The 26,601-nt window shown below is 64.3% G+C and carries 26 protein-coding genes and 1 pseudogene; 9 read left to right on the forward strand and 18 right to left on the reverse strand.

What is annotated here, in order from left to right; translation table 11 throughout:
- Together LH475_RS01740 and LH475_RS01745 are read right to left on the reverse strand one after the other, a co-directional pair.
- A partial coding sequence (locus tag LH475_RS01740) for a non-ribosomal peptide synthetase (protein WP_297412719.1) occupies positions 1-1,900 on the reverse strand: 1,900 nt, incomplete at its 3' end.
- A gap of 559 nt (positions 1,901-2,459) precedes the next feature.
- Entirely contained in the window at positions 2,460-3,107 is a 648-nt protein-coding gene (locus LH475_RS01745; RefSeq protein ID WP_196844687.1) for a helix-turn-helix domain-containing protein, read from the reverse strand.
- Positions 3,108-3,186: 79 nt separating this feature from the next.
- Between LH475_RS01745 and LH475_RS01750 the strand changes: the two genes are divergently transcribed.
- From LH475_RS01750 to LH475_RS01760, 3 genes are all read left to right on the forward strand, one after another.
- Positions 3,187-3,615 carry a nuclear transport factor 2 family protein gene (locus LH475_RS01750; RefSeq protein ID WP_297412720.1) on the forward strand — a complete coding sequence of 143 codons (429 nt, stop codon included), beginning with the start codon at positions 3,187-3,189 and terminating at the stop codon, positions 3,613-3,615.
- Positions 3,612-4,496, forward strand: a complete 885-nt coding sequence (locus LH475_RS01755) for an SDR family oxidoreductase (RefSeq protein WP_196844685.1) — start codon at positions 3,612-3,614, stop codon at positions 4,494-4,496. Before LH475_RS01750 ends, LH475_RS01755 begins: the two co-directional genes overlap by 4 nt.
- Before the next feature lie 382 nt (positions 4,497-4,878).
- Entirely contained in the window at positions 4,879-6,342 is a 1,464-nt protein-coding gene (locus LH475_RS01760) for a cryptochrome/photolyase family protein (RefSeq protein ID WP_196844684.1), read from the forward strand.
- A gap of 13 nt (positions 6,343-6,355) precedes the next feature.
- Here LH475_RS01760 and LH475_RS01765 read toward each other — a convergent pair whose 3' ends face one another.
- The 12 genes from LH475_RS01765 to LH475_RS01815 form a co-directional block, all read right to left on the reverse strand.
- Positions 6,356-7,066 carry an SDR family oxidoreductase gene (locus LH475_RS01765; RefSeq protein WP_196844683.1) on the reverse strand — a complete coding sequence of 237 codons (711 nt, stop codon included), beginning with the start codon at positions 7,064-7,066 and terminating at the stop codon, positions 6,356-6,358.
- Between the two features lie 207 nt (positions 7,067-7,273).
- Entirely contained in the window at positions 7,274-9,715 is a 2,442-nt protein-coding gene (locus LH475_RS01770) for an HAD-IC family P-type ATPase (protein WP_297412721.1), read from the reverse strand.
- A gap of 396 nt (positions 9,716-10,111) precedes the next feature.
- On the reverse strand, positions 10,112-10,300 hold the full coding sequence (locus LH475_RS14465) for a Chromate resistance protein ChrB (protein ID WP_366145577.1): 189 nt from the start codon (positions 10,298-10,300) through the stop codon (positions 10,112-10,114).
- Between the two features lie 24 nt (positions 10,301-10,324).
- Complete coding sequence (locus LH475_RS01775) at positions 10,325-11,677, reverse strand: multicopper oxidase family protein (RefSeq protein WP_327012074.1); 1,353 nt, start codon at positions 11,675-11,677, stop codon at positions 10,325-10,327.
- A gap of 107 nt (positions 11,678-11,784) precedes the next feature.
- Complete coding sequence (locus LH475_RS01780) at positions 11,785-12,018, reverse strand: SHOCT domain-containing protein (RefSeq protein ID WP_297412722.1); 234 nt, start codon at positions 12,016-12,018, stop codon at positions 11,785-11,787.
- Positions 12,019-12,194: 176 nt separating this feature from the next.
- Positions 12,195-13,121, reverse strand: coding sequence for a hypothetical protein (locus tag LH475_RS01785; protein WP_196843526.1), 927 nt, complete (start codon positions 13,119-13,121; stop codon positions 12,195-12,197).
- A gap of 31 nt (positions 13,122-13,152) precedes the next feature.
- Positions 13,153-13,785, reverse strand: a complete 633-nt coding sequence (locus LH475_RS01790) for a M23 family metallopeptidase (RefSeq protein ID WP_297412723.1) — start codon at positions 13,783-13,785, stop codon at positions 13,153-13,155.
- 34 nt (positions 13,786-13,819) lie between these two features.
- Complete coding sequence (locus tag LH475_RS01795; protein ID WP_297412724.1) at positions 13,820-14,617, reverse strand: M23 family metallopeptidase; 798 nt, start codon at positions 14,615-14,617, stop codon at positions 13,820-13,822.
- Positions 14,618-14,814: 197 nt separating this feature from the next.
- Positions 14,815-15,423: a DUF305 domain-containing protein gene (locus LH475_RS01800; RefSeq protein ID WP_196843523.1), complete on the reverse strand. Its 609-nt coding sequence runs from the start codon at positions 15,421-15,423 to the stop codon at positions 14,815-14,817.
- A 95-nt stretch (positions 15,424-15,518) separates the two neighbouring features.
- On the reverse strand, positions 15,519-15,962 hold the full coding sequence (locus LH475_RS01805) for a hypothetical protein (RefSeq protein ID WP_196843522.1): 444 nt from the start codon (positions 15,960-15,962) through the stop codon (positions 15,519-15,521).
- Positions 15,963-16,299: 337 nt separating this feature from the next.
- Positions 16,300-17,040, reverse strand: coding sequence for a DUF429 domain-containing protein (locus tag LH475_RS01810; protein WP_196843521.1), 741 nt, complete (start codon positions 17,038-17,040; stop codon positions 16,300-16,302).
- Positions 17,041-17,091: 51 nt separating this feature from the next.
- Positions 17,092-17,313: a hypothetical protein gene (locus tag LH475_RS01815; protein WP_297412725.1), complete on the reverse strand. Its 222-nt coding sequence runs from the start codon at positions 17,311-17,313 to the stop codon at positions 17,092-17,094.
- 80 nt (positions 17,314-17,393) lie between these two features.
- On the opposite strand from LH475_RS01815, the gene LH475_RS01820 reads away from it, so the two are divergent.
- Both LH475_RS01820 and LH475_RS01825 read left to right on the forward strand, forming a co-directional pair.
- Positions 17,394-18,164, forward strand: coding sequence for a hypothetical protein (locus LH475_RS01820; protein ID WP_196843520.1), 771 nt, complete (start codon positions 17,394-17,396; stop codon positions 18,162-18,164).
- A gap of 62 nt (positions 18,165-18,226) precedes the next feature.
- The gene (locus tag LH475_RS01825) at positions 18,227-18,358 is read left to right on the forward strand and encodes a hypothetical protein (protein WP_297412726.1); all 132 of its coding nucleotides are present in this window, start codon (positions 18,227-18,229) and stop codon (positions 18,356-18,358) included.
- A 123-nt stretch (positions 18,359-18,481) separates the two neighbouring features.
- Here the strand turns inward: LH475_RS01825 and LH475_RS01830 are convergent.
- Positions 18,482-18,873: pseudogene (locus LH475_RS01830) on the reverse strand (ABC transporter ATP-binding protein); the annotation flags it as partial.
- Positions 18,874-19,081: 208 nt separating this feature from the next.
- On the opposite strand from LH475_RS01830, the gene LH475_RS01835 reads away from it, so the two are divergent.
- The 4 genes from LH475_RS01835 to LH475_RS01850 all read left to right on the forward strand — a co-directional run bounded on the left by LH475_RS01835 (position 19,082) and on the right by LH475_RS01850 (position 23,489).
- Positions 19,082-19,426 (forward strand): HPF/RaiA family ribosome-associated protein, encoded by a 345-nt coding sequence (locus tag LH475_RS01835; protein WP_196843519.1) that lies wholly within the window; start codon positions 19,082-19,084, stop codon positions 19,424-19,426.
- 398 nt (positions 19,427-19,824) lie between these two features.
- The gene (locus tag LH475_RS01840; RefSeq protein ID WP_297412727.1) at positions 19,825-22,215 is read left to right on the forward strand and encodes a trehalase-like domain-containing protein; all 2,391 of its coding nucleotides are present in this window, start codon (positions 19,825-19,827) and stop codon (positions 22,213-22,215) included.
- A gap of 59 nt (positions 22,216-22,274) precedes the next feature.
- Positions 22,275-22,958, forward strand: a complete 684-nt coding sequence (locus LH475_RS01845; protein WP_196843517.1) for a TetR/AcrR family transcriptional regulator — start codon at positions 22,275-22,277, stop codon at positions 22,956-22,958.
- Positions 22,959-22,970: 12 nt separating this feature from the next.
- The gene (locus LH475_RS01850; protein WP_092107039.1) at positions 22,971-23,489 is read left to right on the forward strand and encodes a CarD family transcriptional regulator; all 519 of its coding nucleotides are present in this window, start codon (positions 22,971-22,973) and stop codon (positions 23,487-23,489) included.
- 64 nt (positions 23,490-23,553) lie between these two features.
- On the opposite strand, the gene LH475_RS01855 is transcribed toward LH475_RS01850, so the two are convergent.
- From LH475_RS01855 to LH475_RS01865, 3 genes are all read right to left on the reverse strand, one after another.
- Positions 23,554-24,831 carry a hypothetical protein gene (locus LH475_RS01855; RefSeq protein ID WP_196843516.1) on the reverse strand — a complete coding sequence of 426 codons (1,278 nt, stop codon included), beginning with the start codon at positions 24,829-24,831 and terminating at the stop codon, positions 23,554-23,556.
- A gap of 161 nt (positions 24,832-24,992) precedes the next feature.
- Positions 24,993-26,063 (reverse strand): YihY/virulence factor BrkB family protein, encoded by a 1,071-nt coding sequence (locus LH475_RS01860; RefSeq protein WP_297412728.1) that lies wholly within the window; start codon positions 26,061-26,063, stop codon positions 24,993-24,995.
- Between the two features lie 293 nt (positions 26,064-26,356).
- Complete coding sequence (locus LH475_RS01865; protein ID WP_297412729.1) at positions 26,357-26,530, reverse strand: CsbD family protein; 174 nt, start codon at positions 26,528-26,530, stop codon at positions 26,357-26,359.
- Positions 26,531-26,601: the final 71 nt, after the last annotated feature.

Here is a 26,601-nt window from a genome sequence, read left to right on the forward strand (position 1 = left end):
CCGATGCCAGCTGGAAGCGGGCAAGGTTGTACCCCGCGACGGCGAGCAGCAGGTGCGCGCCACCCTGCAGAACGAACAGGTCGGCGTGAGTGCCGACGATGAGCACGATCGCGATCGCCCGCAGCACCGCGGGCGTCTCGAGACGCACCAGGCTGGTGACACGGGGACGAGTGCGCGGACCGACGGCCGCGTCTTGGGGTCCCGTGGGCCCGGCCGCGGCTTGCGCAATCGACTCGCCGTCGGCCGCTTCGGTGGCGAACACCGCCAACTCCCGAGCGGTGCGTGTCGGCCAGTCGCGGGGCAAGTCGCCGAGCATCGCCTCGAGCCGAAGCGACACCTCGATGTAGCTCAGGGAGTCGCCGCCGAGCCCGGCGAATGAATCATCCAGGCTCACCGCAGGGCGGGAGAGCATCGTCGAGAGGAGGTCGCGAATCTTCTCCGGCGAGACCGCGGCACCGCGGTTCGCGGCAGCGCCGGGCACCACGCTCGGTGCTGCGGCGGCACGATCCTGCAGCCCGGCAAATCGCACGAGCGCCGCGGTGTCGGGCTTGCCGCTCGAGGTACGCGGGAACTGCTGCACCGCATACGCGCCGATGGCGTGCATGGGCACGCCAACGAGCGCAGCGGCGCGCTCTCGCGCGCGCTGCGCCGTGCGATCCGACGTGGCGAAGAGGAGCAGCCGTTCCTCGGCACAGGCGGCGCGCACCTCGATTCCCTCGTCGGCGAGAAGCCGCTCGACCCGGTCAAGATCGACCCGCAACCCGAAAATCTTGACGAAGCGGTTCATTCGACCGACGATCTCATACAGTCCATCGTCGCGGCGGCGCGCGAGATCCCCCGTCGGCAATTCGTGCACGGTGCGACCGAGTTCGAAATCCGCCGGCGTCTCGGCATAACCGAGCATCACGTTCGGCCCCTCGTAGAAGAGCTCCCCTTCGTCCCCGTCCGGAGCATCCATACCGCCGACATCGATGCGGAAACTGCCACCCGGAATCGGTCGCCCGATCGCCCCGGCGGCGGCGGCGATGAATTCAGGAGGCAGAAAGGCCATCCGCGCTGTGGCTTCCGTCTGGCCGTACATTACGAACAGCTTGAATCCGCGTTCTTCGCCGAGACGGGCGAAACGACGAATCATCTCGGGCGCGAGTCGGCCACCTGCCTGGGTCAGGTAGCGCAGGCTCGGCACTGAGCGTTCGGCGAAACCGCTGGCCTCGAGTATCTCGAAGGTGTAGGGCACACCGGCAAACGAGGTGATCTGATGGGCGGATGCCTCCTGCCAGAACTCACCGTCGGTAACTGACCGCTCCGTGAGCATAACGCTCGCACCGGCGAGCAGGTGGCTGTTCACCACCGACAGTCCGTAGCAGTACTGCAGCGGTAACGTCGTCGCCGCGCGATCGCTCGGGCCGAGGCGCAGATATTCAGCGATGGATTCGGCGTTGCTGCGAACGTTGTCGACAGAGAGGCGCACGAGTTTTGGCGACCCGGTCGACCCTGACGTGCTCCCGAGCACGGCTAGGTCACGATGGAAGATGTGTCGGCTGCCCGGGTTTCGTTCCTTGAGCGTCCACCCCTGTGGGCCGTTGTGGGCGACGACATCGGGGCTGAACCGCTCGGTGAGGGCGGCTTTGTGGGACAGGCTCGCGTCGTCCGCGCCGCCGGAGACGAACAACACAGGGTGCCCGGCCTCGAGTGCGGCCAGATAGGTGACGATCGGCTCGAGCGCGTTGGCGGCGGCGATCATCACGAGGCGACGGGTCTCGCCGAGCTCAACCCTGCGCTTGCGAACCAGCAGGGAGAGTTCGGCGTAGTTGATGGTCGCGCCGTCGGCGACGAGGGCTGTAGCGTCAGGTCGGCCGTGGAGGAGAGACAGACCGCGAGCAGAGGCGATCGAGACCATGGATGAGTGATACCTTACGAGACGGACCAATGCTGCATCGGACTAAGGTAAGCATAACCTAACCACGGCCAGCGGTCGGCGCCCGCGAGTCGTCCCTCGCCAAGCATGCCGTGAAGACGACGACTGTCGGTCTTGGCCCGCGTCTGCAGCGTCTTCCGCAACCCGCCAATGCGACCAAACGTCGACTGCACCTCATGCCCATTGCCCAGACCTGAAACTACACGTCGTCCATGGCGGTACCACCTGGTTGCGCATCTCCGGTTCGAACGACCGCTGCGAACCGGAACCAACCTCGTCCACACATGCCAACCATGCTGTCGGTCCGACCTTATCGGTGATGAGCTGCGGCACCCGAGGTCCGACGCGGTCTCGCGAGCAGTCGGGCAGATTCCTTTGTCGGGTGCTGCGAAGAAGCGGGCCGGTGGCGTCAGGATTGACGTGTGAAGTGTCTCGTATCCTCGATGCCTCACAATCCATGGGCAGTTTCAAACCGTGGAAGCCGCCTCGACCGACTGACCGAGATCGATGACCGCGAGTGTTAGACGCCGGAAGCCATCGGTCAAACCGTTCTGCGCACCAAGGCTCCTGCCAACGATTCCCCGACGAAGCCGGCGAATCGTTCCAGGCTCCAGCCCCGCTGCAGAACGAGCAGCTCGTAGAGCTCGGGCGAGCTGTTCAACCACATGACGTCGATGGCCTCCTCAAGGCTGACATCGTCACGCAAGAACCCGCGACTCTGAATGAAGCGCGCGTTGTGCCCCATCCGTTCCAGGCGCTGCTTATTGCTCGCCACCAGGAGTGCGGACATGTTCTCATCAGTGGCAGCCGCGGCCCGCACGAGCAAGAGGATCGGCGTGACCGCGGAGGCGACCTCGGCGGTCAACGCGCCCCACTTGCGCATGAGCGACTCAGGATCAGTTTCATGCAGTCGCATTTCGTCGGATCGCTCGTACGCCGCGGTCGTCCCTCGGCCGCCCAGGCCACGTTCATAGATCGCGCGGACCATCCCGGACTTGCCACCGAAAATCTTGTAAATCGTCTCGACAGACACACCGGACTCAGCGGCGATCTCCGCGACCGTCGTCGAAAAATAGCCAGCCTCGAGGAACTTCTCCTCGGCAACGTTGAGAATCGCATTCCCGTTGCGCCGGGCCCGTGCCTGACGACCCCGGGAGTCATAACGACGTCGACTCTTGACTGTGTCCATAAATGGATCCATACTTTTGTATTAAATACATGCCACTGTATCAGAAAGGCATGAAGTGAAAGGATTAACCGAAACCGGCGTGGCGGATACCGTAACCAGACTCGTGCGGGCGATGAACGCTCACGATCTCGACGCCTTGGTGGCGTGCTTCGCTGATGACTTTGTGAATGAAACACCCGTTCACCCCGAACGGGGATTCAGCGGCAGCGAGCAGGTGCACCGAAACTGGAGCCAGATCTTCACCGGCATACCCGATCTCGAAGCGGAGGTGGTCCGGTCGATCGTCGACGGAAACACCGCGTGGACGGAATGGGAACAGCGCGGCACCCGGAGTGACGGCGCCACACACCTGATGCGGGGCGTCGCGATCATGACCGGTTCCGAGGGCGTTTTGACGCACGTGCGGTTCTACCTCGAACCTGTCGAACAGACCAGCGGCGACGTCAATGCCGCTATCGAACGAACAATGGGCGCCGAAGTCGAAGCTCCACGGGAGGAAATGTCATGATTCTCGTTGTCGGAGCCACCGGGCAGCTCGGTGGTCGCATTGCACGGAGGCTGTTGTATCGCGGTGAAAGTGTCCGCGCGCTTGTGCGTGACCCGTCCGCATCCGCAGGCCTGGCCGAAGCGGGGGCCGACATCGTCGTGGGCGACCTGAAGGACAAGGAGTCACTTCGCCGGGCGTGCGAGGGTGTGAGTGCGGTCGTCACGACGGCCAACTCGATGTCCCGGGGTGGCAAGGACACCGTCGATTCGGTCGATCTGACCGGAAACGCCAACCTCATCGATGCAGCGGCCGAGCGGGGCGTCAAGCGGTTCCTTTTCGTGTCCGCGCTCGGCGCCGACGTAAACAATCCCATTTCGTTCCTCCGAGCAAAGGCCGAGGCCGAGCAGAAGCTCCGCGACAGCGGTATGGCGTGGACGGTGCTCCAGCCCGACTTCTACATGGAGCTCCTGCCCCTCGCCATCGTCGGCGGTCCGGCCCTGGCCGGCCAGCCGGTCACGTTGGTCGGAGAGGGCCGGAGGCGGCACTCCCTGATCTCCATGTCGGACGTCGCCGAGTACGCGGCCCTCGCGCTGGGTCGCGCGGATGCCGAGGGGCAAGTACTCGTCATCGGCGGACCCGAGCCGGTGTCCTGGTGCGACGTCATCGCGGCTTTCGAGAAGGAACTCGGTCGCGAGGTGACCGTTCGTTTCATTCCGATCGGGAGCCCGGTGACGGGCATGCCCGACATGATCGTCGGGCTCCTGACTGCATTGGAAAACTACGATTCCCCACTTGACACGAGCGTGCTGGCGGCGCGCTACGGCATCACGCCAACCTCGCTCGACGACTTTGTCCACGGTTTCGTAGCCGCGGCCTCCCGCGCAGCCACGGCTCCGGCTTAGCTGCCGGACCTCGCCTCACGCTGGCTTCGGGGACCATGGCGGATTCTTTGGGATGCCACGGAGGATCTCCCAAATGACATGGAAAAAGTGCCCGGTCGGTACACGGGATCCCGGGCTACAGGAATGACCCGCCATGTTCATCCCCCTGCTTCCCAGTGTTTTCAAGGAAGTAGGGGGTTTTCTCTGATCGCAGAACGCACCGTGCCCGCATTCGGCACGCACTGATACGTACTGGGCCTGATTCCGGGCCCCTCCAACGGCATCCGGGTCGTCGTCGAACAAGGCGGCGTAGACGTCGAGGGTCTCGAGTTCAGTGACTCCCCAAGGCCAGAATTCGCTGCCACACCGGGGCCACAGCATCCACCTCACTAGACTGTGGCTCATGTCGCTGCCGCGCTTTCTGTTCGCCGACCAGCTCGGGCCGCACTTCGACGATGGCGGGCCGATCCTTCTGGTCGAGGCGGAGGCTGTGTTGACCCGTCGCCCGTACCACCGGGCGAAGGCGCACCTCATCCTCAGTGCCCTGCGGCACCGCGCGGCTGAGCTCGGTGACCGGGCCGAGTTCCTGTCTGCACAGCACTACCGGGACGTGCTCACCGGGCGCGAGCTCGAGGTGATCAATCCGACCTCGTGGGGCTCGCGCTGGCTCGTCGAGGAACTCGGGGCGGTCGTGTTGCCCAGCCGGGGGTTCGTCACCACCGAGGCCGACTTCCAGGCCTGGGCGGCGGGGCGTGGGTCTAAACGACTACTGATGGACCAGTACTACCGTGCGCGCAGAGCCGCGACCGGCACCCTCATGCGCGGGCCGGAGCCCGAGGGCGGGCGCTTTAACTTCGATCACGATAACCGTCAGCCACCGCCAAAGAATGCGGCGAGCCTGGGCCTACCGGACGTGTATTGCCCGGTTGAGGATGAGATCGACGCCCAGGTGCGGCTCGACCTGGATGCCATGGAAGCCGACGGCCGCGCTCACTTCCTCGGCCAGGACGGCCCACGCCGATTTGCCGCGACCCGCGCCGAGGCCCTTGCAGCGCTCGACGACTTCGTGGAGACACGTCTGTCCGACTTCGGACCATTCGAGGACGCCTCTCTGCTCGGCGACAGCGAGATGAGTCACTCCCGATTGAGCGTACCCATGAACCTCGGGCTGCTGCACCCGCAGGAGGTCATCGACGCTGTCGTGGCTGCGTTCGAGCGCGGTGATGCCCCGCTGCAAAGCGTCGAAGCCGTCGTGCGGCAGATCATGGGCTGGCGGGACTGGGTCTGGCACCTGTACTGGCACCTCGGTGAGGACTACGTGCGCCGCAGCAACTATCTTGACGCCCGTGAACCGCTGCCCCGGGAGTTCCTCGAGTTGGACGGCAGCGCGGTGCGGGCGCGCTGTCTCAGCCACGTGCTCACCGAGGTGGGGCGAACCGGCTGGGCCCACCATATCCAGCGGCTGATGGTGCTCGGCAACTGGGCGCTCCAGCGCGGATACCGGCCCGACGAGTTGACCGACTGGTTCACCAATGCGTTCGTCGATGGCGCGCCGTGGGTGATGCCCGCCAACGTCGTCGGCATGTCCCAGCACGCCGACGGGGGACTGGTCGCCACCAAGCCGTATGCCGCCGGTGGCGCTTATATCTCGACCATGAGCGACTTCTGCGGCTCGTGCACGTTCAACCCGAAGAAGCGGCTCGGCGAGGATGCCTGCCCGTTCACGGCCGGGTACTGGGCCTTCCTCGACCGCGTGGAGCCCAGGATTCGTGGCAACAATCGCATGGCGCAACCACTTGCCGGCCTACGCCGACTCAGCGATCGCGCGGCAGTCGTCGAGCAGGAGCGTACCCGCACCGACTGGTGAGCTGCGCAGCAGGTCAGGCTGCTGGCTGCGGCGAGAAAGCCCCGCTCGGCAGGTCGCGTTCGCCGGCGACGATGGCGTCGACGATGCGGCGGGCCACGTCGGCGGGGTCGAAACCGGCGGGCATGCGCGGTGCCGCTCCGGCGACGGGCCTCGTGGCCAGTCCCGTCTCTGTGTGGCCCGGTCGGGCGTCGATGATCCGGATGCCGTCCCGGCGCGATTCGCGGCCGGCGGCCTGCCCGAACGCGGCGAGGGCCGCTTTGGACGCGGAGTAGGCGGCCATGTTCGCTGTGGGGGATTCGCTGACGACGCCGCTCAGGGTGAGAAAGAATGGGTCCCGCTTCGCTGCCGCCGACTCGAGCAGGGCAGGACGTGCTGCGCGTAATAGGCGCATTGGCCCGAGCACGTTCACCGCGAAGAGGACGTCCATGGTCTCGTCGTTCATGTCGGCCGCGGGGCCGAAGGCAACCACCCCGGCCGCGTTGACGACACCGTCGAGCCGTCCATGGGCGTTGAGTGCGGCCGCGACGAGTTGGTCGTCCGATCCGGCGTCAAGCAGGTCGGCATAGACGAACGTGCCCGGCACAGCGAGGGCGCGCACTTTCTCCTCTGACCGCCCGTGAAGAGTGAGCAGCGCGCCTTCGCCGGCCAGAATCCGGGCGATCGCGGAGCCGAGGCCGCCCGACGATCCGACGACGAGAATGGATGATCCTGCAAGCGAAGTCATGCGCTCACCATACTGGTTGTGGCCGTGGAATGCCGCAGCCGCACCTCAGCTGGCGGTCACGTCCCGCGTGGTGTAACTTGCTGAGGCGTGACCGAGCATTCTTTCAATGGCGGTGATGGTCGCCCGTTCTAATCGCGAAAGGAGTCACGGGGACGGCTCGCCCAATCCTCCCCGAAAGCGGTAGGGATGACAGATCAATGTCTATGATCACCGGCGGCGGATTCGGTTGATGATTTCGATCCCCAAGCATCCCGGGATCGCGGCGCCCAGGCACACGAGAAGAAGGTCGGCGCTGGGCAGCTCGAAGTCGAAGAAGTCCCGGAGGACAGGCACGACCAAGCATCCGAGCAGGCCCACATACATACCGGTGACGATCAGGCTGCGCTTTTTATGCAGCGGTCGGCACAGTACGAGGAGTACCCAGAGGCCCACGACGGAGACCGAGAGGGCCGATGCCGTTTGGGCGGCGTCCTGCGTGTTTCCGACAGTGAGGCGGGCGTAGGCATCAACGGTCAGGATGACGACGGCAATGACGGCGCCGGCCGGGACGGCGAAACCGAGTGCGCGCCGGAGGAATCCGGGAACATAGCGGTGCTGATTGGGCAGTAGGGCGAGGAAGAACGCGGGGATTCCGATAGTGAGACCGTCGACGGCGGAGAGCTGGCGGGGCAGGAAGGGGAATTCCCAGAGGAGTCCACCGAAGGCCAGCGCCAACAGGATGGCGTAGACCGTCTTGGTGAGGAAGAGGTTGGACACGAGTTCAATGTTGGCGATCACGCGTCGCCCCTCGGCCACGACGTCGGGCAGATGGGAGAATGCCCCGTCGAGCAGGACAAGTCGTGATACGGCCTTGGTGACGTCAGATCCCGATCCCATCGCAACACCAATATCGGCCTGTTTGAGTGCCAGCGCGTCATTGATACCGTCGCCGGTCATGGCGACGACATGCCCGCGTTTCTGCAGGGCACGGACCATGTCCCTCTTCTGAGCGGGAGTCACGCGGCCGAAGACGTGGTGATCCTCCAGAATCGTTCCCAGCTGGTCAATATTCGTGGGCAGGTTTCGGGCGTCGTAACCGTCGCCGTCGAATTCGAAGCCCACCTGGCGGGCGACTGCTGCGACTGTGTTTGGGTTGTCTCCCGAGATAACCCGAAGTCCTACCCCCTGCTCACGGAAATAGGCGAGGGTCTGCAGCGCGTCTGCACGGACATGCTCACGAAACGTGATCAGGGCGACGGAGCGCAGGCCAGTGGGCAGTTGCTCCTGGTCGGTCTGTTCCGGAGTCATCGCGTGCGCGGTGCGTGCAAGAACGACGGTCCGGAGCCCGGAGCCCGACAGCTCCGACGCACGGCCGAGGGTCTTGACGTCGTCTCCATTGCCGTGGCCCAGGACCATTTCCGGGGCTCCGAGAACCCAGGACCCCGAGGCTGAGCCCGTGTCAAAGGTGACGGCGCTCCATTTTCTCGCCGACGAGAACGGCACGGTTGAGAGAGGTCGGAGTTGGCCGGAAGACGCAAAATGCGTGCGTAGGGATCGGGCTGTGGCATTGGCGCCCGCGTCCGCACCGAACCAGCCCAGCACCTCTCGCCACTCCGGGCCATCGTCGGCCGTCGTTTCGTGCGCCGCATCGAATGCAATGTCGCCCTCGGTGAGGGTCCCGGTCTTATCCAGGCAGATCACGTCGACTCGGGCGAGACCCTCGACTGCCGGAAGTTCCTGAATGAGAACCTGGTTGTGGGCCAGCTTCACCGCCGCGAGTGCGAAGGCAACACTGGTGATGAGCACCAGGCCCTGGGGAATCATGCTGACCGTACTGGCCACGGCGCTGACCACGCCCCGTCGCCAGGATCCGGATTCGATGGCCACGGTCCATCCGCCCAGTGCCTTCATCTGGCCATTGAGGACCAACGCCATCAGGGGAAGCAGCGCCCAAGAGATCCACCGCACGATGCGGTTGAGCGCGTTGCGCAGCTCCGAATTCACCAGGGAGAAACGTCGTGCTTCCGACGTCACCTGGTGCGCGAAAGAGTTCGCGCCGACCCGAATCACTCGAGCCGTGCCGCTACCGGCGACAACGCCCGAACCGGACAGCACCTCGTCTCCGGGCAGTTTGTCAACAGCCTCGACTTCACCCGTCAGCAGCGACTCGTCGATTTCGAGTCTGCGGGCCTCCACAATGGTGGCATCGGCCGGTATCTGGTCCCCTGCGCGAAGTACGAGGATGTCATCCATCACAACGTCCGCCACGGTGATGTCGATGACGGAGCCGGCCCTCAGGACTCGTGCCGTGGGGGAATACACGAGCGTGAGCTTGTCGAGGGCGCGTTTGGCACGGTATTCCTGCATGACACCAATCAGGACGTTGGCGATGACGGCGAATCCGAACAAGGCGTCCTGCCACTGCCCGAGTGCAAGCAATATCAGAAAGCATCCGCCGACAACCGCATTGAAAAGTGTGAAGAGGTTGCCGCGAAGTATTTGTCCCAGCGTTCGGCTTGACTTGCCAGGAGCCGGATTATCCAGACCGGCCAGCACCCGATTCCGCACTTCGTCCAGGTCGAGGCCGGCGCCGGAGGACTGCGTCGCGCCCGCCGCGGCTAGAGCCCGGCCCTCGTCGGGTGCCCCGAGGTCCGATCCGTGTCCAGTCATCCGGTCCGCCCGTCAGCGCCCTAATTTGATACCGTTCAATCTGCCATGGATTGGTGTGGACCTGCAGCGAATCGGGGGATCTCGTAGCTGGGCCATGCAGACGACCGCCGGTGCACCGACGAGGGCTGCGAGCACACCGAGCACACCGAGCACACCGAGCACATCGAGCCCCGCAGTGAGGCTTGCCGCAGCGGCCTGCCCTCCAACAAGCGGGGGGCGGCCCGATCGCGTCACCGAGGCCCCTCCACCGCTCGTCGGGACTGGAGTGTGTTGTGATCGGGCGAAGGCGTGTCGGCGTTCGGCTGACTGAGTGCCTTACTCGGCCGAACGGCCGGGGACCGGCGGCGTGTCGATTACGGGAGTGGTTTCGCGCCTGACCGGATACACCTGTTCGGATTATCCGTGCAAAATCTCCACCCAACCGTGCAAGCGCTGCTCGGCGGACTTCGCCTCGGGCAAGTGCAAAACGTCGCGCTTGTTCAAATCCCGGCACCAGCGCTGCAGCCTCTCCGAACTCTGTTCTCCTCCTCGAGCTCGCCGAGGGTGAACGTGTGCTTGGAGATCTCCGGCTCGAAGTTGCCGCAATCCGCAGCAAATTACCTGGTGCGTTCATACCGCCTGGATGATGCCCATCATGCCGGCGTCCTCGTGATCGAGGATATGGCAGTGGTAGACGGTTCGTCCGCGGAAGTCGTCGAACGCGACTCGAACTCGCACGGTACTGCGCGCCGGTATGTTCACGACGTCCTGCCAGATCACTGACTCCACTGTCCGACCACCTTGTTCAATAATCTGCATCGGCCAGACGTGCAGGTGCAGGGGATGGTCGAGTGTGCTGGTGTTCGTGAGCATCCACTCTTCGACGCTTTCGAATTGTACGGTCGCGTCGACACGGGAGGCGTCGAATGTTCGGTCGTTTATCGTGGCTGACATCATGCCGCCGTTCATGCCGCCACCCATTCCCATAGCGAAAACAAACTCGCGTTGAGCGGTGACGGTAGCCGAACGCAGGTCGTTTGGCACGAGCTGGTCTGGTACGTCGGGGAATTCCTCGGTACTGGCGCCATCGACTGCGAACGTGGCCAGCGAGACTTCAGCGGAAGTGGAAGAGCCGCCCCCCATCATGCCGCCGGATGCACCGCGGTCATAGGGGAGAGCACGAAGGGTGGATGTGCCGGCACGAGCGGTCACGAGTAGGTCGGCACGATTGCCCGGCGCTAAGACGACTTCGTCAACGTCGCGCGCGGATTCAAAGCGTCCAGAGTCGATTCCGAGGAGGGTGAGTTGCTGCCCATCGAGTTGAAGCCGCAGGTAGCGGGAGGTGCACGCATTGATGACGCGCCAGCGTTCCCGCTCGCCCGGACGAGCGCCCAGTTCGGGGGTGAGCTGTCCATTCACGAGCACGAGCTCGCCCTCGCGGCCCGACATTTTTTCCATCTGAGCGGCCGCTGGAATGGCGCCGGAAGCAGTGAAGGTGATATCGGAGATGACGAGCACGCGCTCCCGTGTGGCGGGGATCTCCTCGGCGTCATCCACAATAATGGCGCCATAAAGGCCACCGAATACCTGATCGGCGACGAACCCATGGTGGTGCGGGTGGTACCAGTACACGCCGGGCGGGTGAGCGGCTGGCAGCTCATACCGGTAGTCATAGGAGTCGCCCGCTTCGATCGTGACAAACATGTTGTCGCTATTGTCCTCAGGCGAGACGTGCAGACCGTGCACGTGCAGGTTGCTTGGCTCAGTCAGGCCATTATGCAAGCTGACGTTGAGGGTGTCGCCCGCACGCACGCGCAGTGTGGGGCCGGGGACGCCACCGTTGTAGCTCAGCGCACGCACGTCGCGGCCGGCAATGGATACCTGCTGAGACGAACACTCCAGGGCAACAGTGAGAACGCCGTTGGAACTCTGTAATTCGGGCGGCAGAACGAGGGCGTTACCGGCCGAAGGTTCAGGTGCCATTGGCGATCCTGAGCCTTGGCTCATGATGAAACCCGTTCCGCCGATGGCCACGCCACCAATTCCCACCCCGCCGAGTATGAGAGCGTTTCGGCGGCTGATGTCGACCATCATCGGCCGTCGCCGAGCACCCGTATCCGTTCGCGGTACTGCTCTGCCGTGACCTCGCCGCGAGCGAAGCGCTCGTCGAGAATTTTTCGCGCACTGGTGAGATCAGGCTGAGTCGAGGTGGATGTTGACGAGGGGTCGCTGCCGCCGTTTTTGGAGAGTAGTCGAATGACGACATAAACGAGAATGGCGATGCCGACCAAAGCCACCAGTCCAAACCCCCAGGACCACCCCATAGTTCCATTGCCCCACATCATGATGCGATTCCCTCCGTAATTCCTCAATGCTCCAGTATACCTCTAGGGGTATCTGGCTCCGGTGTGCGGCGCGTACGTCATGAATTTCTCATGTGTCCTTCAATCGATGATTCGGACGTCGGTCGGATGGCACATGTCGTTCGGTGGTGCATGGGTCAGCCGGCCAGTGATACCAGTGCGGTCCAGGTGTCGCCGCCATCGTTGGTGGCAGAGATACCGGTGGCGTCCGCGACAAGGATCCAGGGTGAGGTGCCGCCGACGACGGTGAACGCTTCGGGGGTGCGACCGGTCGTTCCGGTTTGTGTCCACGTGTCGGCGTCCTGCCGCCAGACTCCGCCGGTGGGGTCCAGTCCGACCAATCCTCCGCCGGCGTCTGCGTCGACGGAATCCACGAGGAGCAGCGTCGGCGCGCCAGCCAGCGGGCCAAACGTTTGGCCCGCATCGGAGCTCACCACGACGCCTGAGGCCGTCGTTGCATAGAGTCGATCGGCGTGCGCGGGATCCGCGCTCAGGTCGCGGAGTGCGAGGACCGCTCCTGACGACCAGGTGAGGCCGGAGTCGTCACTTACGGAGATGGTCCCGGCGGACGCCTCGTACCCATAGATGCGCAGGGTGCCGTCTTCGAGGGGGACGGCATCCAGATCGTGAAAATCGGCCTTGCCCGCTAGCGAGAGTGCCGTCCAGGATGACGCACCGTCGGTGCTGGAAATAAGTCCCAGGTTGGGAAGGGCCAGGTCGCTGTGTTCGGCAGGATCGGGGTGGCCCGACGCCAACAGCTGGCCGGGCGCGGCCACGGTAAACCCCATCGTGTCCTGTGCCCGGCCGACTATCTGCATCGGCTGGGTCGTGTCGGATCGTGGCGCCCCGGCCAGATAGGTCTCCGGCAGAACACCGGTCGGGATGAGCCACACCCCCTGGTGGGTGGCGGCATAGGTATCCCCCGTCAAGGGATCGGCGCCGAGGCCGTGCACGTGCTGGAAGGCGTTCGCGACCGAAGCGGTGCCTGGCGACACCGCGGCAGAGTCCGGGCCGTTGGCGGCGCACCCCATGAGCGCAATAGTACCGGTGAGCGAAACAGACACTGCAAGAATTCGGCGCCGGGACCCGCGACATCTAACCAAGGGTGACTCCTCGGTCGCTCATGAACGGCTGCGGATTGACGCGGGCACCATCGACCCGCATTTCAGAATGCACGTGACCGCCCGAGGAGGCGCCGGTCGTTCCCACAAGAGCGACGGTGGCCCCCGTGGACACCTGTTGCCCGCGGCTGACCAGCAGTGAGCTATTGTGCGCGTAGCCGGTTTGGGTACCGTCACCGTGGTCGATCAGGACCCAATTACCGTAGGAGCCGAGCTGATTCAGGAGGTCACTGGCGCTGGGCCCTTCCGAGAACAGGGACAGTGGCAAATCGCTGTTCCCCGAGCGTGCGAGACTGGCTGCCAGTGGAACGGCCTGCTCCCCCGAGACCGCGGCAGCGGCCGCATCTGCCTGGTCCTGCAAGTTGGTCGCCCGCAAGGTCGCGCCGTCGAACGCGCTTTGCGCGGTCTCGCTCGTGGTCGCGCGGTGAGGCGCTTCCGCACGCGCGGCATCCACTTCGGCCGTGAGACCGGCGATCAGCGCGGTCAAGTCCGTGACCTGCGCTTGTGTGCCGGCCTCAGACGATCGGGTGCTTTCTACATCAGACCAGCTCGGGTATTCCATTGCCGCGGCCGGCGCCGCGACCCCGAGTAGGGTCGGAATCGTCATGGCCGCGATAGCGACTCGTGTGCCACCTCTGTGCTTAGCCAAGAGAGACGCCCCGGGCGTTCATGAATGGTTCCGCGTCAATACGTTCACCATCGACTCGGGTTTCAAAATGCACGTGGCAGCCACTCGACGCACCCGTCGTGCCCACCACGGCAATGATTTCACCGGCCACGACCACCTGCCCGGCGTCGACGAGAAGCTGACTGTTGTGGGCATATCCGGTCTCGACGCCGTTGCCGTGGTCGATGAGAACCCAGTTGCCATAGGAGCCCTGATAGCCCGAGTCGACAACCGTACCGCCGGTCGCGGCAAAGACGGGCTGGCCACACGGAGCGGCTATGTCGGTGCCGTTGTGGAAGTCACCCACACCGTCAACCGGCTTGTTCGGGCGAGAACCGAACGGGCTCGATATGCGGCCCAGGACGGGTAGCGCCCAGCCTTGATCGCTGAGTTGGCCCGGGCTCAGGCTGGCCCACTTCCCATTGCTGGCGGTTTCGGTATAGGACGCAGGTTGGGGTGCTTCCGTGATCGAGAACCCATCGCGTTGAAAAGGAACGGATGTTGTACCGGCGGCAATGACGCTTTGTGAATCGTCCACCTCGGCGGCGACCGTTGCTGCGGCTTGCGGGGGTTTTGAGGCCACAGCAAGCGCGGGCAGAGACGTGCTGATCGCGAACAGGGCGATCATCGCCATAGCGCTACCGGCCGCAGCACGCTGGCGAAGTGAAACGGGTCGGGGAACCGCCCCTGCCAGCGGTGTGGCAGATTTAGCCGGGGCGGAGCGTGCCGCGCGCAGCCTGGACTCCATCGCGCGCATGTCACGACGAGACATTGGTGGCAGTGCGCCCGATACTTGCGGTGCGGTGGCGACGTGACCGGTGTTATCCACAGCGCACGGCTCCAGGAGCACACGTCAGTCGAGGAATTTGAGGGCAATGCATAAATATGTCCTTGCAGGTGATTCAGAAAATGGAAAATGGTCGTCAAGGGCGGGTCTTCACTGAAAGAACCCGCCCCGAACGTGCCGCTCTAGAGCGAGGCGAGAAGCTGAGCCATGACGGCGATTTCAGCCGTCTGAGACGAGACGATGCTGGCAGCCATCGCTTTCGCATCCGCATTCTCACCGTTATCAAGTTCGAGCTGCGCCATCGCGACCGCGCCTTCATGGTGCGCAGTCATCTGTTTCAGAAAGAGCGTACTGGCCTCTGTTCCCGAGGCTTCCTGGAGCGCCATCATGTCGGCGTCGGACATCATTCCGTCGGAGCCACCGCCCATGCCCGACATGCCGGACATGCTGTCCTCTTTTTTGCCCCACGCCGACAACCAGTCCTTCAACTGGGTGATCTCCGGTTCCTGGGCGGTCTTGATCTCGGTCGCAAGGTCGGTCACGCCCTGGTCGAGACCGTCTTTGGCGAGGAGGTCATCGCTCATTTGGACGGCTTGCTCGTGGTGGGGAATCATCAGCTGTGCAAACGTCACGTCGGCGGCGTTGAATGCGGCTGAGGTTTCGGTGGTGGTGGAGCTGGAGCTGGAGGAGTTCGTCGCTGCGGTGGGGGGACTCCCACCAGCGCACGAGCTGAGAGTGAGAGCTGCCGCCAGGGTCACAGCAGCGTAGAAAAAGGTTCGCGGTTTGAGCATCGTTCATCCATTCGTCGTCAAGTATCAGAAAACCTGCGGCCGAGGTCACGGCAAAGAACCGAAGCCACGTACTGGCCACGGAACTGCATCACGGTCTAAACGCGACTGATGGAGAGAAGACTGAGGCTGGGTCGGTGTATCGGTAGGGCGCTGGTTCGCCATGAGTTCGGAATGACGCCACCGGCATCGAGCAGGCGGCGATACATGGCGGGCAGCCGGGTCAGGAAAACCATGGAAACGAGGGTGAGCAGCAAAGCGCACGTCAGCGCGAGCAGCGCGCAATCGAGCATTCCACCTAAGCGGCCGGAAGAAATCGCTGCGACGACGGGGGCAGCCACGACAGCTGCCGTACCCACAATCGCATCCGGTTGGCCAGTGATCGCCGATGAAACGGGAACCGGGGTGTGCATGGCATGCCCGGTGGCCTCGGAGTGCATGGCGAAAATCGTAAAAAGCAGAGCCGTTAGCGCAAGCAACGATACAAAAGGCGACAGAGAGACGGATGAAACCATTCGTCGCAGCGCACGATCCAGCGTCATGTCACCTCCCTCTGCATTCAGCCCAAGAACAGATCACCCATGGCACCTCTCGTAGGGTACCGCACGGCCGGTGGCGAATCCTGAATGCCCATATTCGAACGGGCAGAAACGCAAATCCTATCGAAACCATACTGAATCGATGAGGTGACGGGGCGCGCCAACGCCGCCGAATTCCTCATTCGAAAACAGGCTGGACGCTGCGCCCGCTCGATCCTGCGCGGTCACAATGACCCTGGGGATGCCAGCCAAGCGCAGGTAAACCCACCACACGGTGGTACATCGACGCAGACACGACGCCGCGGACCCGATACGAGAGCATCATATCGACGGCGATCAATTATCGGAGGAGAGCGGCCAAGGGGCCAGAGGGGAGCACGATCCAGCCCTCTCGCCGGGCACGATCGAGCATGGATGATGGGGGCGGTTCGTAAAGCCCCAGTGCGGCACTTCGTGCTGCCAGTGCTGCGATCACAGCGTCGAAGGCATCCGCTGAGGTGATCATCTGCGGCGCGAACGAACCGAGATCGAGCCACGGTGCGGCTTGGAGAATGTGCCGCAGGAGCTGCAAACGAACCGCAGGATCTGTTCGGTACCCGGTCGTCGAGAAACCCCATAGTCGAAGTGATGCGCCCGGGTAGATTTCTGCGACCAATCCAGACCCTGACCTGTCGACCATGACGCCGGCCTCGGCGATCCTGGACAGTAGCCCGGCGCACCGCATAGCGGTGAGTCCGAGTCGATCAGTGGAGACGCTGAGCGGCCAGCGGCCGGTTCTTTTTCGCACTTCACGGTCAGTCTCGCGGTAGGCAAGGGTGCGACGCCAGGCCATTCCGCCGTCGACTCCGGGCAGGCTTTGGTCGCCGCTGGCATGAGCCACCATGAACTGCACGAATTCGTCGGGCCAGCCGAAGGCGCAATCAATGCCGAGTTTCTCCACGGTGCCAGCGTTCTCGGCGATGACCCCGTCTGCGACGCCGAGCTGAAGCTGACACAGGGAGGCTTGCGTTTCGCTCCAGTCGATGACCGCGAGGGCGGTGCCTTTGGGTTCGGCAGCGAGATCCACTCCGGCAGTGCGCATGCGCTCAGTTTACGGTGGGACGTGATCCTGGCAGCGACTACCTGGCAGCGACTACCTGGGCTCTTCCTTGTTGGCGACCGTTTCGATCCAGTCGGCCTCCTCGTCGGACAATAGGTAGACCCCGGAATGTTCGCTCTCGCTATCGGTTGCCGTGGGCCCGTGGGCCCGTGGGCCCGTGGGCCCGTGGACCCGCGCGATGTCGGCGACGATCTCCGGCGGCACGGCATCACCGTTATTCTCCATCAGCCACTCCCGCGTCGACGGCAGCAGCACCCAAATATGCACGTCGGTTGAACGAAGCGGTGCCGCCGGGGTGCAGCTCGGCGCCGTCGTAGGATCGATAAACTCGAAGAATGTCAGACCAGCACTTCGAGCAGGATGAAACCCTGCGCCTGCCGACCATCCAGTTTCGTGTTGTTCTTGATCTCGGCACCCGGCTCGCCGCGGCCATCACCCTGCCCCCGGAACTGGCCCACCCCGACCTGTTCGCCGACCGTGACGACGAGGGCGGGGCGCTCAACCTGTCGATCGACTACGACAGCGGCCAACTGCACGTGCTGCTCGACGACGCCGGTCCCAGCTTTCACTACCACGGCACGGCCGACCCGTTCGAGAGCCCGTGGCCGAAGGACCAGACCGAGATTCTGCTTGAATGGGCGCTCCTTCTCGTGCAGGAGGTTGATGCTCAGAACGAGTTGCTCGACTCGATCTTCGAGGCCGCCGAGTGGTTCGAGCAGGGTTTCACGCTCTACGTCCCCGAGACCGAACCGACCCAGCTCGAACTGATCGAGGTCGGCATCATTGGTGAGCTACTGACGTTGCCGTGGCTGGGCTCCGGGCGGGTAGACCACGAGCACATCGACGGCGACGACCACCCGATCGCCCTGCTCTGGAACGTGATCAACGACGACCCCAACGTACCGATCGCCCGCGCTTGGCTCGACCCGGAAACGGGCGAGCCACGCACTGCTGCGGAGCCCGGGGTGGACTGGAACGCCGTCGCCATGAGCGAAGACGAAGTGCTGCAGTGGCTCGTCGGCATTTACACGAACCACCACGTGGCGCCGACGCCGGAGGCCCAGATCATGCGCGCGGCGCTTGAGCGCATGGGCGGCATCAGCTGAATCGGCGCTGACCTTTTCGCGGCGCCGGGGTCAGCACGGCGAGCAGGCGTTCCAGGGGCCCCTTGCCCAGAGAATACCGCCACCGCCACAGACGCGCCGACACCGACGAGGGCAACCTGGGTTTTTGGCCGGCCCAGATCGGAGCGCGCGATGATGAGGCCGGCCAGGAGCACGCCGAGGAGAAACAGGAATAGCACGCGCATCAAAATACCGTTGACGCGATCGGAGCGCAGGCCGCACGCGAGCAGATGCTGCGACCCGGTCACCCGTGTCGGACCTGATCTGCAGGAAAACAGGCTACGGGGTCACGCGGCGAATCACCCGGGCTGGTTCTTGCTGTCGGCCAGCGCTCCCGCGGGATCGAGGGTCAGCGTTGTCGTGAGGCGCAGCCGGGCCAGAAAGTCGTCGTCGTGGCTGGCCACTCTGATCGCCCCCAATAGCAAAGCAGCGCCTCGAGGAGCTGATCGACACTCCGCCGATCGGCGTTGTTGGTCGGTTCGTCGAGTACGAGTAATTGCGGCGGCGGATCGGCGAGCAGCAGCGTCGCGAGCGCCACTCGAAACCGTTCGCCGCCACAGAGCGTGCCGACGGCACGCTCCACCGTCGCCCCGCGCAGGAGAAAGCGGGCGAGCTGGTTACGCACCTTTCCGGCCGGCACCGAGGGCGCCAGCGCGCACACATTGTCGAGAACGGATGCCGCATCGTCGAGCATTGTCGTTCCGCGAAATGGATGAGTTCTTCGGTGTCGCCATGGGTCTCCAATGATGTCGTCGGCACGAACACCGGAGCCGGATGCGGATAGGGAACGGGGTCGGCGCAGGGACTGCTGAGCGGATGCTGTGTCTCAGGAACGCCGCTCGCACGGAGTTCGGATCGGGGAGCGGTAGCCTGAATGATCAGCAATTGAAGGAGTGATTATGCAGGTCATCGTGAATACCGACAGCAACGTCAACGGCACCGAGCGGGTCGCTGGAGCGCTCGAAGCGATTGTCGAGGAGTCCCTCTCGCGCTACGGCGACCGCTTGACCCGGGTTGAGGTTCACCTTTCCGACGGCAGCGCCGGCCGCAGCAGCGCCGACGACATCAAGTGCACGCTCGAGGCCCGCCCCGCCGGCGGAACGCCGGTCGTCGTGACCGAGAACGCCAACGCCGTGGAAGAAGCCCTGACCGGTGCCCTGCACAAGATGAAGAGCCTGCTCGAGACGCACTTCGGTAAGCTGGATACCCGCAAGGGCAACCTCCCAATGGGTGAAGTCGGCTAACTCGACTCAGTCACCGCCTCGCCGCGAACCAGGGCCCATTAGTTCCTAACCGCGGTGAGAGCAGGGTGCCGCAAAGTAGCTGCGTTCAGCGCACCCCGGCGGTATGGCGAAGACGGCGGAACCGGCGGGCGTCATCCACACGTTGAATCGACTACGAACATGACGGCACCGAGCTTCGTGATGCCGCCAGTGAAGCACATCGATACTGTTTCGGGGGCATTACTGACGTGCCCGGTTTCGGCCGGAGTCGTTGACGGTGCCGAATCGAGCGCGGTCACGCGAGTCTGACAACAGCCCGCCAGAAGGCAGGTCACCGGCCGGGCGGCCTGCGGCCAATGGTAACGTCTCCTAGGTCTAGCAACTGGATTGACGGTCCACGCCCCCCCTGCAAGGAAATAATGCCCCAACAACTGAATCTTTCGAAGAACCTTCCACGCACATCGACGGGGCTGTCAAGCGAGATACTGCAGGATCTGCAACAGCTCGCCCGCACGCCGTCCTTGCTCGTGGCCTGCAACTATGGCGGCACCCTGTCGCACCACGTCGCCTCCGACGTGCCGTCGGTGCTTCTAGCGGAGTCGGCGACCGCCCTGCGCGCCCTCGCAGCCCTGCCCAACACGCATACGGCCGTCATGTCGGGCCGCCCGCTGCGCGACCTCGCCGCAGATTCCCGACTGCCCCGCGAGGTGCACCTCGTCGGGTCGAACGGTGGCGAGTTCGACTCGGAATTCTTCGATGCCCCCGAGCCCTTCCATGAGTCTCAAGACTCCGGTGTGGCCCTCGACCGCCTGCGCAACCGCCTCGGCGTGAGCGCAGCCCTGTTCGCCGGCGATGCCGCGAGTGACGAAATGGCCATGAATACCCTGCACGGCCCCGACCTCGGCATTCGCATCGGCGGCGGCGGCGATTCCGTTGCCGCCCACCGCATCAGCGGCCCCGAAAAGCTCGCCCAGCTACTCGCCCTGCTCTTCGAACTGCGCAAGGACTGGCTGTTCGGCCAACACGTCGTGGCCATCGAACGCCACTCCATGCTTGGCGACGGCACCTCGACTGCCCTCGTCACGCCGGAAGCGCGCATCTGCTGGATGACGCATCCGCTGCCCGATTCTGGCTCGTTGTTCGCGAGCATTCTGGGCAGCGAAGAGGCCGGACACTTCTCGATCGAGCCGGTGAAGAAGAGCCGCGTACTCGGCCAGCGCTACGTCGACAACACCATGATCGTCGAAACCCGCTGGGCTGACGTCACCGTCACCGACTACATCGAGCCGTCGCCGCTCGGCATCACCAACCTCGTGCGCAAGCTCACCGGCACCGGGCTCGCCCGCATCGTCTTCGCACCGAGGCCCGACTACGCCGTCGCCTACTTCAACATGCACGCTGCCGATGGTGTCGTGACCATCACGGGCACCCCCGACCCGATCGTGCTCACGGCGGCGGGCGTCGAGTTCACCGTTACCAGCGACGGCCGTAACGAAACGGCCACCGCCGTCGTCGACCTCTCGCACGGCGCCATCATGCTCAACCTGCGTTGCGGCGACACCGAGCCGTATCTAGCGGATGCCGTCGGCGAGGCCACGAGGCGCGGTGCGGTTATGAACGACTCCCGTTCCTGGGTGAACACCCTGTCGTTGCCGAGCGTCAAGCCGTCGCTCGTTAGCCGTTCGGCCCTCGTGCTGCGCGCACTCTGCTACGAACCGACGGGAGCGGTGCTCGCCGCCGCAACGACGTCGTTGCCCGAGGGAATCGGCGGCACCCGCAACTGGGACTACCGCTACTGCTGGCTGCGCGACGGCTCGATGACGGTCAAGGCGCTCGTCGACCTCGGCTCGACCGGCGAGGCCGAGTCGTTTTTACGCTGGTTGGCCGGGGTCGTGGCGGACAGCCCCGGCGCGCAGTGGCTGCATCCGCTCTATTCGGTCACCGGCTCGTCGCTGTCAACCGAGGCGAGCCTCGAGTCGCTGCCCGGCTATGCCGGCTCGCGCCCGGTACGCATTGGAAACGCCGCCGACAATCAGGTGCAGATTGACGTGTTTGGCCCTGTCGCCGAATTGATCGACACGCTCAGTGCCCGCCAGGGAACGCTCTCGGACTTTCAATGGCACCTGCTGACCGAGATGGTCGACGCCGTGACGATTCGCTGGCAAGAACCCGACCACGGCATCTGGGAGGCAAGGCGCTCGCCGCGGCACCACACCTACACGAAGACGATGTGCTGGGTGACCGTGGACCGGGCTATCCGTACCGCTGGTCGGCACGGGCGCGAGATCGGCGACGGCTGGGAGCAGCTCGCCGCCACGATTCGTGACGAAGTGCTGCGGGAGGGCTGGAGTGAGCAAGCCCAGTCGTACACCGTGGCCTACGACAGCCCCGATCTGGACGCCGCCGTGCTGCACATCGGTCTGTCGGGACTGCTCGACGTGACGGACGAGCGCTTTCAGCTGACCGTCAGCGCGGTGGAGCGCGAACTGCGCGTGGGCCCGACGGTGTTCCGCTACCGCTACGACGACGGCCTGCCCGGCCTGGAGGGCGGATTCCACATCTGCACCACCTGGCTGATCGAGGCCTACGTGCTCACCGGGCGCTTCGACGAGGCCGAGGCCCTGTTCAACCAGCTGATCGCCTTGGCCGGCCCGACCGGGCTGCTCTCCGAGGAATTCGATCCGGCCACCGAAACCCACCTGGGTAACCACCCGCAGGCCTACTCGCACCTCGGCTTCATCCGCTGCGCACAGTTGCTCGACGAGTATCGCGGGCGCTCAAGCGCTCATGGCGAACTTTTCATTGCGTGAGTTAGCCGTGAAGTTGGCCCCGTCTCGGACATGTGTCCGAAAAGTGTTAGTATAAAGGAATGACTTCTTTGACTGCCCCCCGCCTCCAGGCGGGGGAACTGCAGCCAGAAGGTCAGGCTGAGGTGCAGCCCGGGTCGAAGTTCACCCACGACCCTCGGGCGGAGCGCACCAGGCAGCTCATCTTCACGGCGATTCGTAGCCTGATTGCTCAGCCGACGGCATCCGTTTCGGTTGCCGACATCGTGCGCCTGGCCGGCATCAGCCGCAGTTCCTTCTACGCGCACTTTGCGAGCCTCGACGTGCTCGCTGCTGAGCTGCTGCAGGCGCAGTTCGCCGACGTTGGCGCGGCCGGCCTTGAGTTGCCGCGGGCACAAAGCGGCCAAAACGCCTCCCGGCTCGGTTATGCCCGTCTCGTGGCCCACATGGTCGAGAATTTTCCCCTGTACACGAGCGTGCTTGAGCTGCCGTTGACCCGCAGTGCGCACGACCAGATCATCGAGGCCTACGCGACCCGCATGCTCGCATCGGTGCTCGTCTTCGACGACGCGGCGAACGCCGAACTCGTCACAACCTACGTCGCCGGCGGCGCGCTGACCCTGATCGGCGCGTGGATGCGAGGTCACCTCGACGTGTCCGACGATGAGCTCGTCGACCAGCTCGTGGCCCTGCTGCCCGGTTGGTTGCTAGCACCCCCGACCCTGTACGCAACGCCTGTTCGCGTTGCATCACCCACACAAAACTGAAGGCGCATTCTTATGAAGATTGAAATCGGCGAAACCCTGGTCTACCCCCACCACGGCGCGGTCACCATTACGGCCCTCGCGACCCGCACCATCAAGGGCGTCGAGAAGCAGTTCATGACCCTCAACGTGCATACGAGCGCACTGACCATTCAGCTGCCGGTCGACAACGTCGAACTTGTCGGCGTGCGCGACGTCATTGACGCCGCGGGTGTCAGTGCCGTGTACGAAATTCTGCAGAACGCCTTCACCGAAGAACCGGGCAACTGGTCACGCCGCTACAAGGCCAACCAGGAGAAAATGGCCAGCGGCAGCGTTTACCGGGTCAGCGAGGTCGTGCGCGACCTGTGGCGCCGCGACCAGGACAAGGGTGTGTCGGCTGGCGAAAAGCGCATGCTCGAAAAGGCGCGCCAGATTTTGGTCTCCGAGCTCGCCCTTGCCCAGGGCCTGACCGACCAGGAGGCCGGCGACCTGCTGCTCATCGAAATTCAGAACTATGTCGTCAGCGACGAGCCGGTCGAAGTCGCCGTCTAGCCTGACAGACGAGCACCCTCGTTCGCCTCGCGAGCGAGGGTGCTCGTCTGTGTGCACGCCCGAATCAGACCAGGGCGGCGCAGAGCAGCAGTGCCGGCCACGAGGTGACGAGCACGACAGCCAGATAGACCAGATTGCGACGGGTGAGTTTCACGCTATCGATGCCGTAGCGCGCACTCAGCAGCATGGTCAGACCGGTGATCGGACCGACCGCGGTCGAGACACCCCAGCCGATGCACGCGGCGAGCACGAACAAGGTCGGATCGGGAGAGAGTGGATGCACGATCGTGGCCACGATTGCGACCGACACCACCGGGTGCACCCCGATGAGCGCGAACAGGATCATGGCGAGCATCATGGCCCAGGCGACGGGAACGGTGAAATCTGCCACCGGTAGCTGAAGATCGAACAGGGGAAACAGCATCCGCAGACCAACCGCGAGCACCCCGGCCGAGGCGAAGAGCGTGACCTCGCCGCGCATCTGCGGCAGATCGTGGCGAGCGTGCCTGGCGAGCGCGCCCGGCGCCTTGCGACCATTCAGAATCAGCAGGCCGATCAGGGTGACGCCGAGGCCGGCCACCAGCACGATGCGCGGGACCGGAACGGTGGGGGCACGCTGGTGCGCGACGACGACCAGGGCCACGAGGGCCAAAGGAACGCGAATGAGCGCCCAACTCAGCGAATACCCCGTATAGGCGGGCAGTTCGCGGCCCCATAGGTGAAAGATATCCCAGACGCTCAGGCCGATCGCGACGAGGGCGAGGCCTAGCCCGAGGAGAATAAGCACGAGAGAATTGGCTCCAGGAACGAGCGTGGTGGCCGCCGCAGCGGCCGCCCAGAACGGCGACCAGAATGCCGCGGCCGAAAACGACCGTGACAACAGTGCGGCATCGGCGAGCCGCAGCGCGGAACGGCCGCGCAACTGGTCGCCGACGATGCCGACCGCGCCGATGTTGATGATGGCGCCCAGCGCGTGCGTGGCGAGCGCGGTGCGCAGCACGGCGAGCCGGCCATGCAGGCGGCTGCGGTTGGTGGGCGAGATTGGGGTGACCAATCGCAGAAACGACACCGCGGTGAGCATGCCGATGAGGTCCTGATTGACTGAGAGCAGGTCGCGGCCGTTGATCTGGCCGCCCAGCTGAACACCCAGCAGAACGGATACGACACCCACCGCAATGAGCACGGCCGCAATCATGCGCTGGGTGCGGTTAACCAGAACCAGCCCGACTGCGGCCGCCGCGATGGTGAGCCCACCGGCCACGAGCGTCGCGTCGGGGAGCACGACCGAGATCCCCACAGCCAGGATTAGTCCGCTCAGAAGCAGTGCATAGAGCAGTCGCACCTGTCGCCCCTTTTCGGTTCAGCCTCGCGATCTCGGCTGGACGCGACGTATCCATCCAAGCAGCACGATCGCGTGTCACGAACCTCACCACGTTCCGGGCCCGGAAACAGGGGCCCGGAAACAGGGGGAGGGGATGGAGAACCCGGATTGATGTCGGCTGGTCAGGTTTTGGGACCGGAACGCTCGCTGGCGTGTGTTTTGCGGATTCGACGGCCGTCGGCGACGGTTTGCATCTCTTTCAGGGCGGCCTTCTGGCTCTTCTTGGTACCGCGCGGTGGCAGCTGGATGGTCTTCTCGGCGGCAATGCCGGCCCGCAGCTGGCGGCCACGCTCGAGTTCCGCGTCGAACTCCGCACCGAACAGCAGAGCGAGGTTGGTCAGCCAGAGCCAGAGGAGAAAGATCACGATGCCGGCCAACGATCCATAGGTCTTGGCGTAGTTCGAAAAGGTCGTGACGTAGAAGCCGAAACCGAGGGATGCGACCACGATCGCGACGAGGGCGACCAACGCTCCGAGGCTCAACCAGCGAAACTTCGGCTGCCGAACGTTGGGTGTGAAGTAGTAGAGCACCGCAATCAAGAGCACGACAGCGGCAGCGAGCGCCGGCCACTTGGCAATGGACCAGACCACCTGCACGGTCTGACCGAGGCCGAGGGCGGCACCGACGGCATCCGTTATCGGGCCGGAAATCGCCAGAATGAGCACGACCACCAGGAGCAGAGCGATGCCGATGACCGTCACAAGAAGCTGCGTAGGCTTGAGCTTGAGAAACGATCGGCCCTCGTCGATCTCGTAGATGCGGTTCATGGCCCGGCTGAACGCGCCGACATAACCGGATGCCGACCAGATCGCCACCGCGATACCCGCCACCAGAGCGAATCCCGCCGACGGTGAGGTGCTGAACTGTTCGATCGGCCCGCGAATGACGTCGAGCGCATCGCCCGGGGCGACCGAGGCGAGGATGGTCAGCAGGGTGTCGGCGGACTGCCGCCCCTGCCCGAATACCCCGAGCAGTGAGACCAGGGCGATGAGCGCGGGAAACAGCGACAGCACGGCGTAGTAGGTGAGTGACGCCGCAATATCGGTGCACTGGTCGGTGCCGAATTCGCCGAACGTGCGTTTGACCACGTACTTCCACGAGGTTCTGCCGACATCGGTGGGTGAGTCGGGCGTGTGTGCGTCGTCCGGCTCCGGGGCGTCGGCGAGTTTCTGACTCTGACCTTTGTCAACCATGGGAGTCTCCTGCTCGAATGAAATGAGACCGGCGTCGCGAAACGGTAGGGCCATCGCGATCCCCGGCGGTGGAAATCTACTGCATTCTGACAAATCTGGCAGTGTGGGTCGCGGCGGTCCTCGCAGGGGAGGAGGCATGCGCATCGAACTCAGAATTGTCGGCGCCGGAGGCCGACGAGGTTGTATACAGGTTGGACATTGTGCTTTCTTTCATGGCGTGATCATCGGCCATAGGGCCGAGGGGAGTAGTGGTGCGCGGCAGACCTCAGCGCCGGCCGCGCACCGGGGTGGGTTTAGTCCTTGAAAACGTCCTTGACGTCTTCGCCGACCTTCTTGGCTCTCGCCGCGGTCTGGTCGGCGCGGCCTTCGGCGACCCTGGAGTCGTCGTTGGTGGCCTTACCGACGGCCTCGGTGGCCTTGCCCTTGAGGTCCTGCGCGGCGTTCTTGATCTTGTCGGCTGCACTCATGGTGTTCTCTCTTTCGTGTTGTGTTTTCAGGGGCTGTTCGGCGCGGGCGCGCCGAACGTGGGTAGTGGGAG

Source organism: Cryobacterium sp., assembly GCF_026786305.1.
In the GTDB taxonomy this organism is placed as follows: domain Bacteria; phylum Actinomycetota; class Actinomycetes; order Actinomycetales; family Microbacteriaceae; genus Cryobacterium.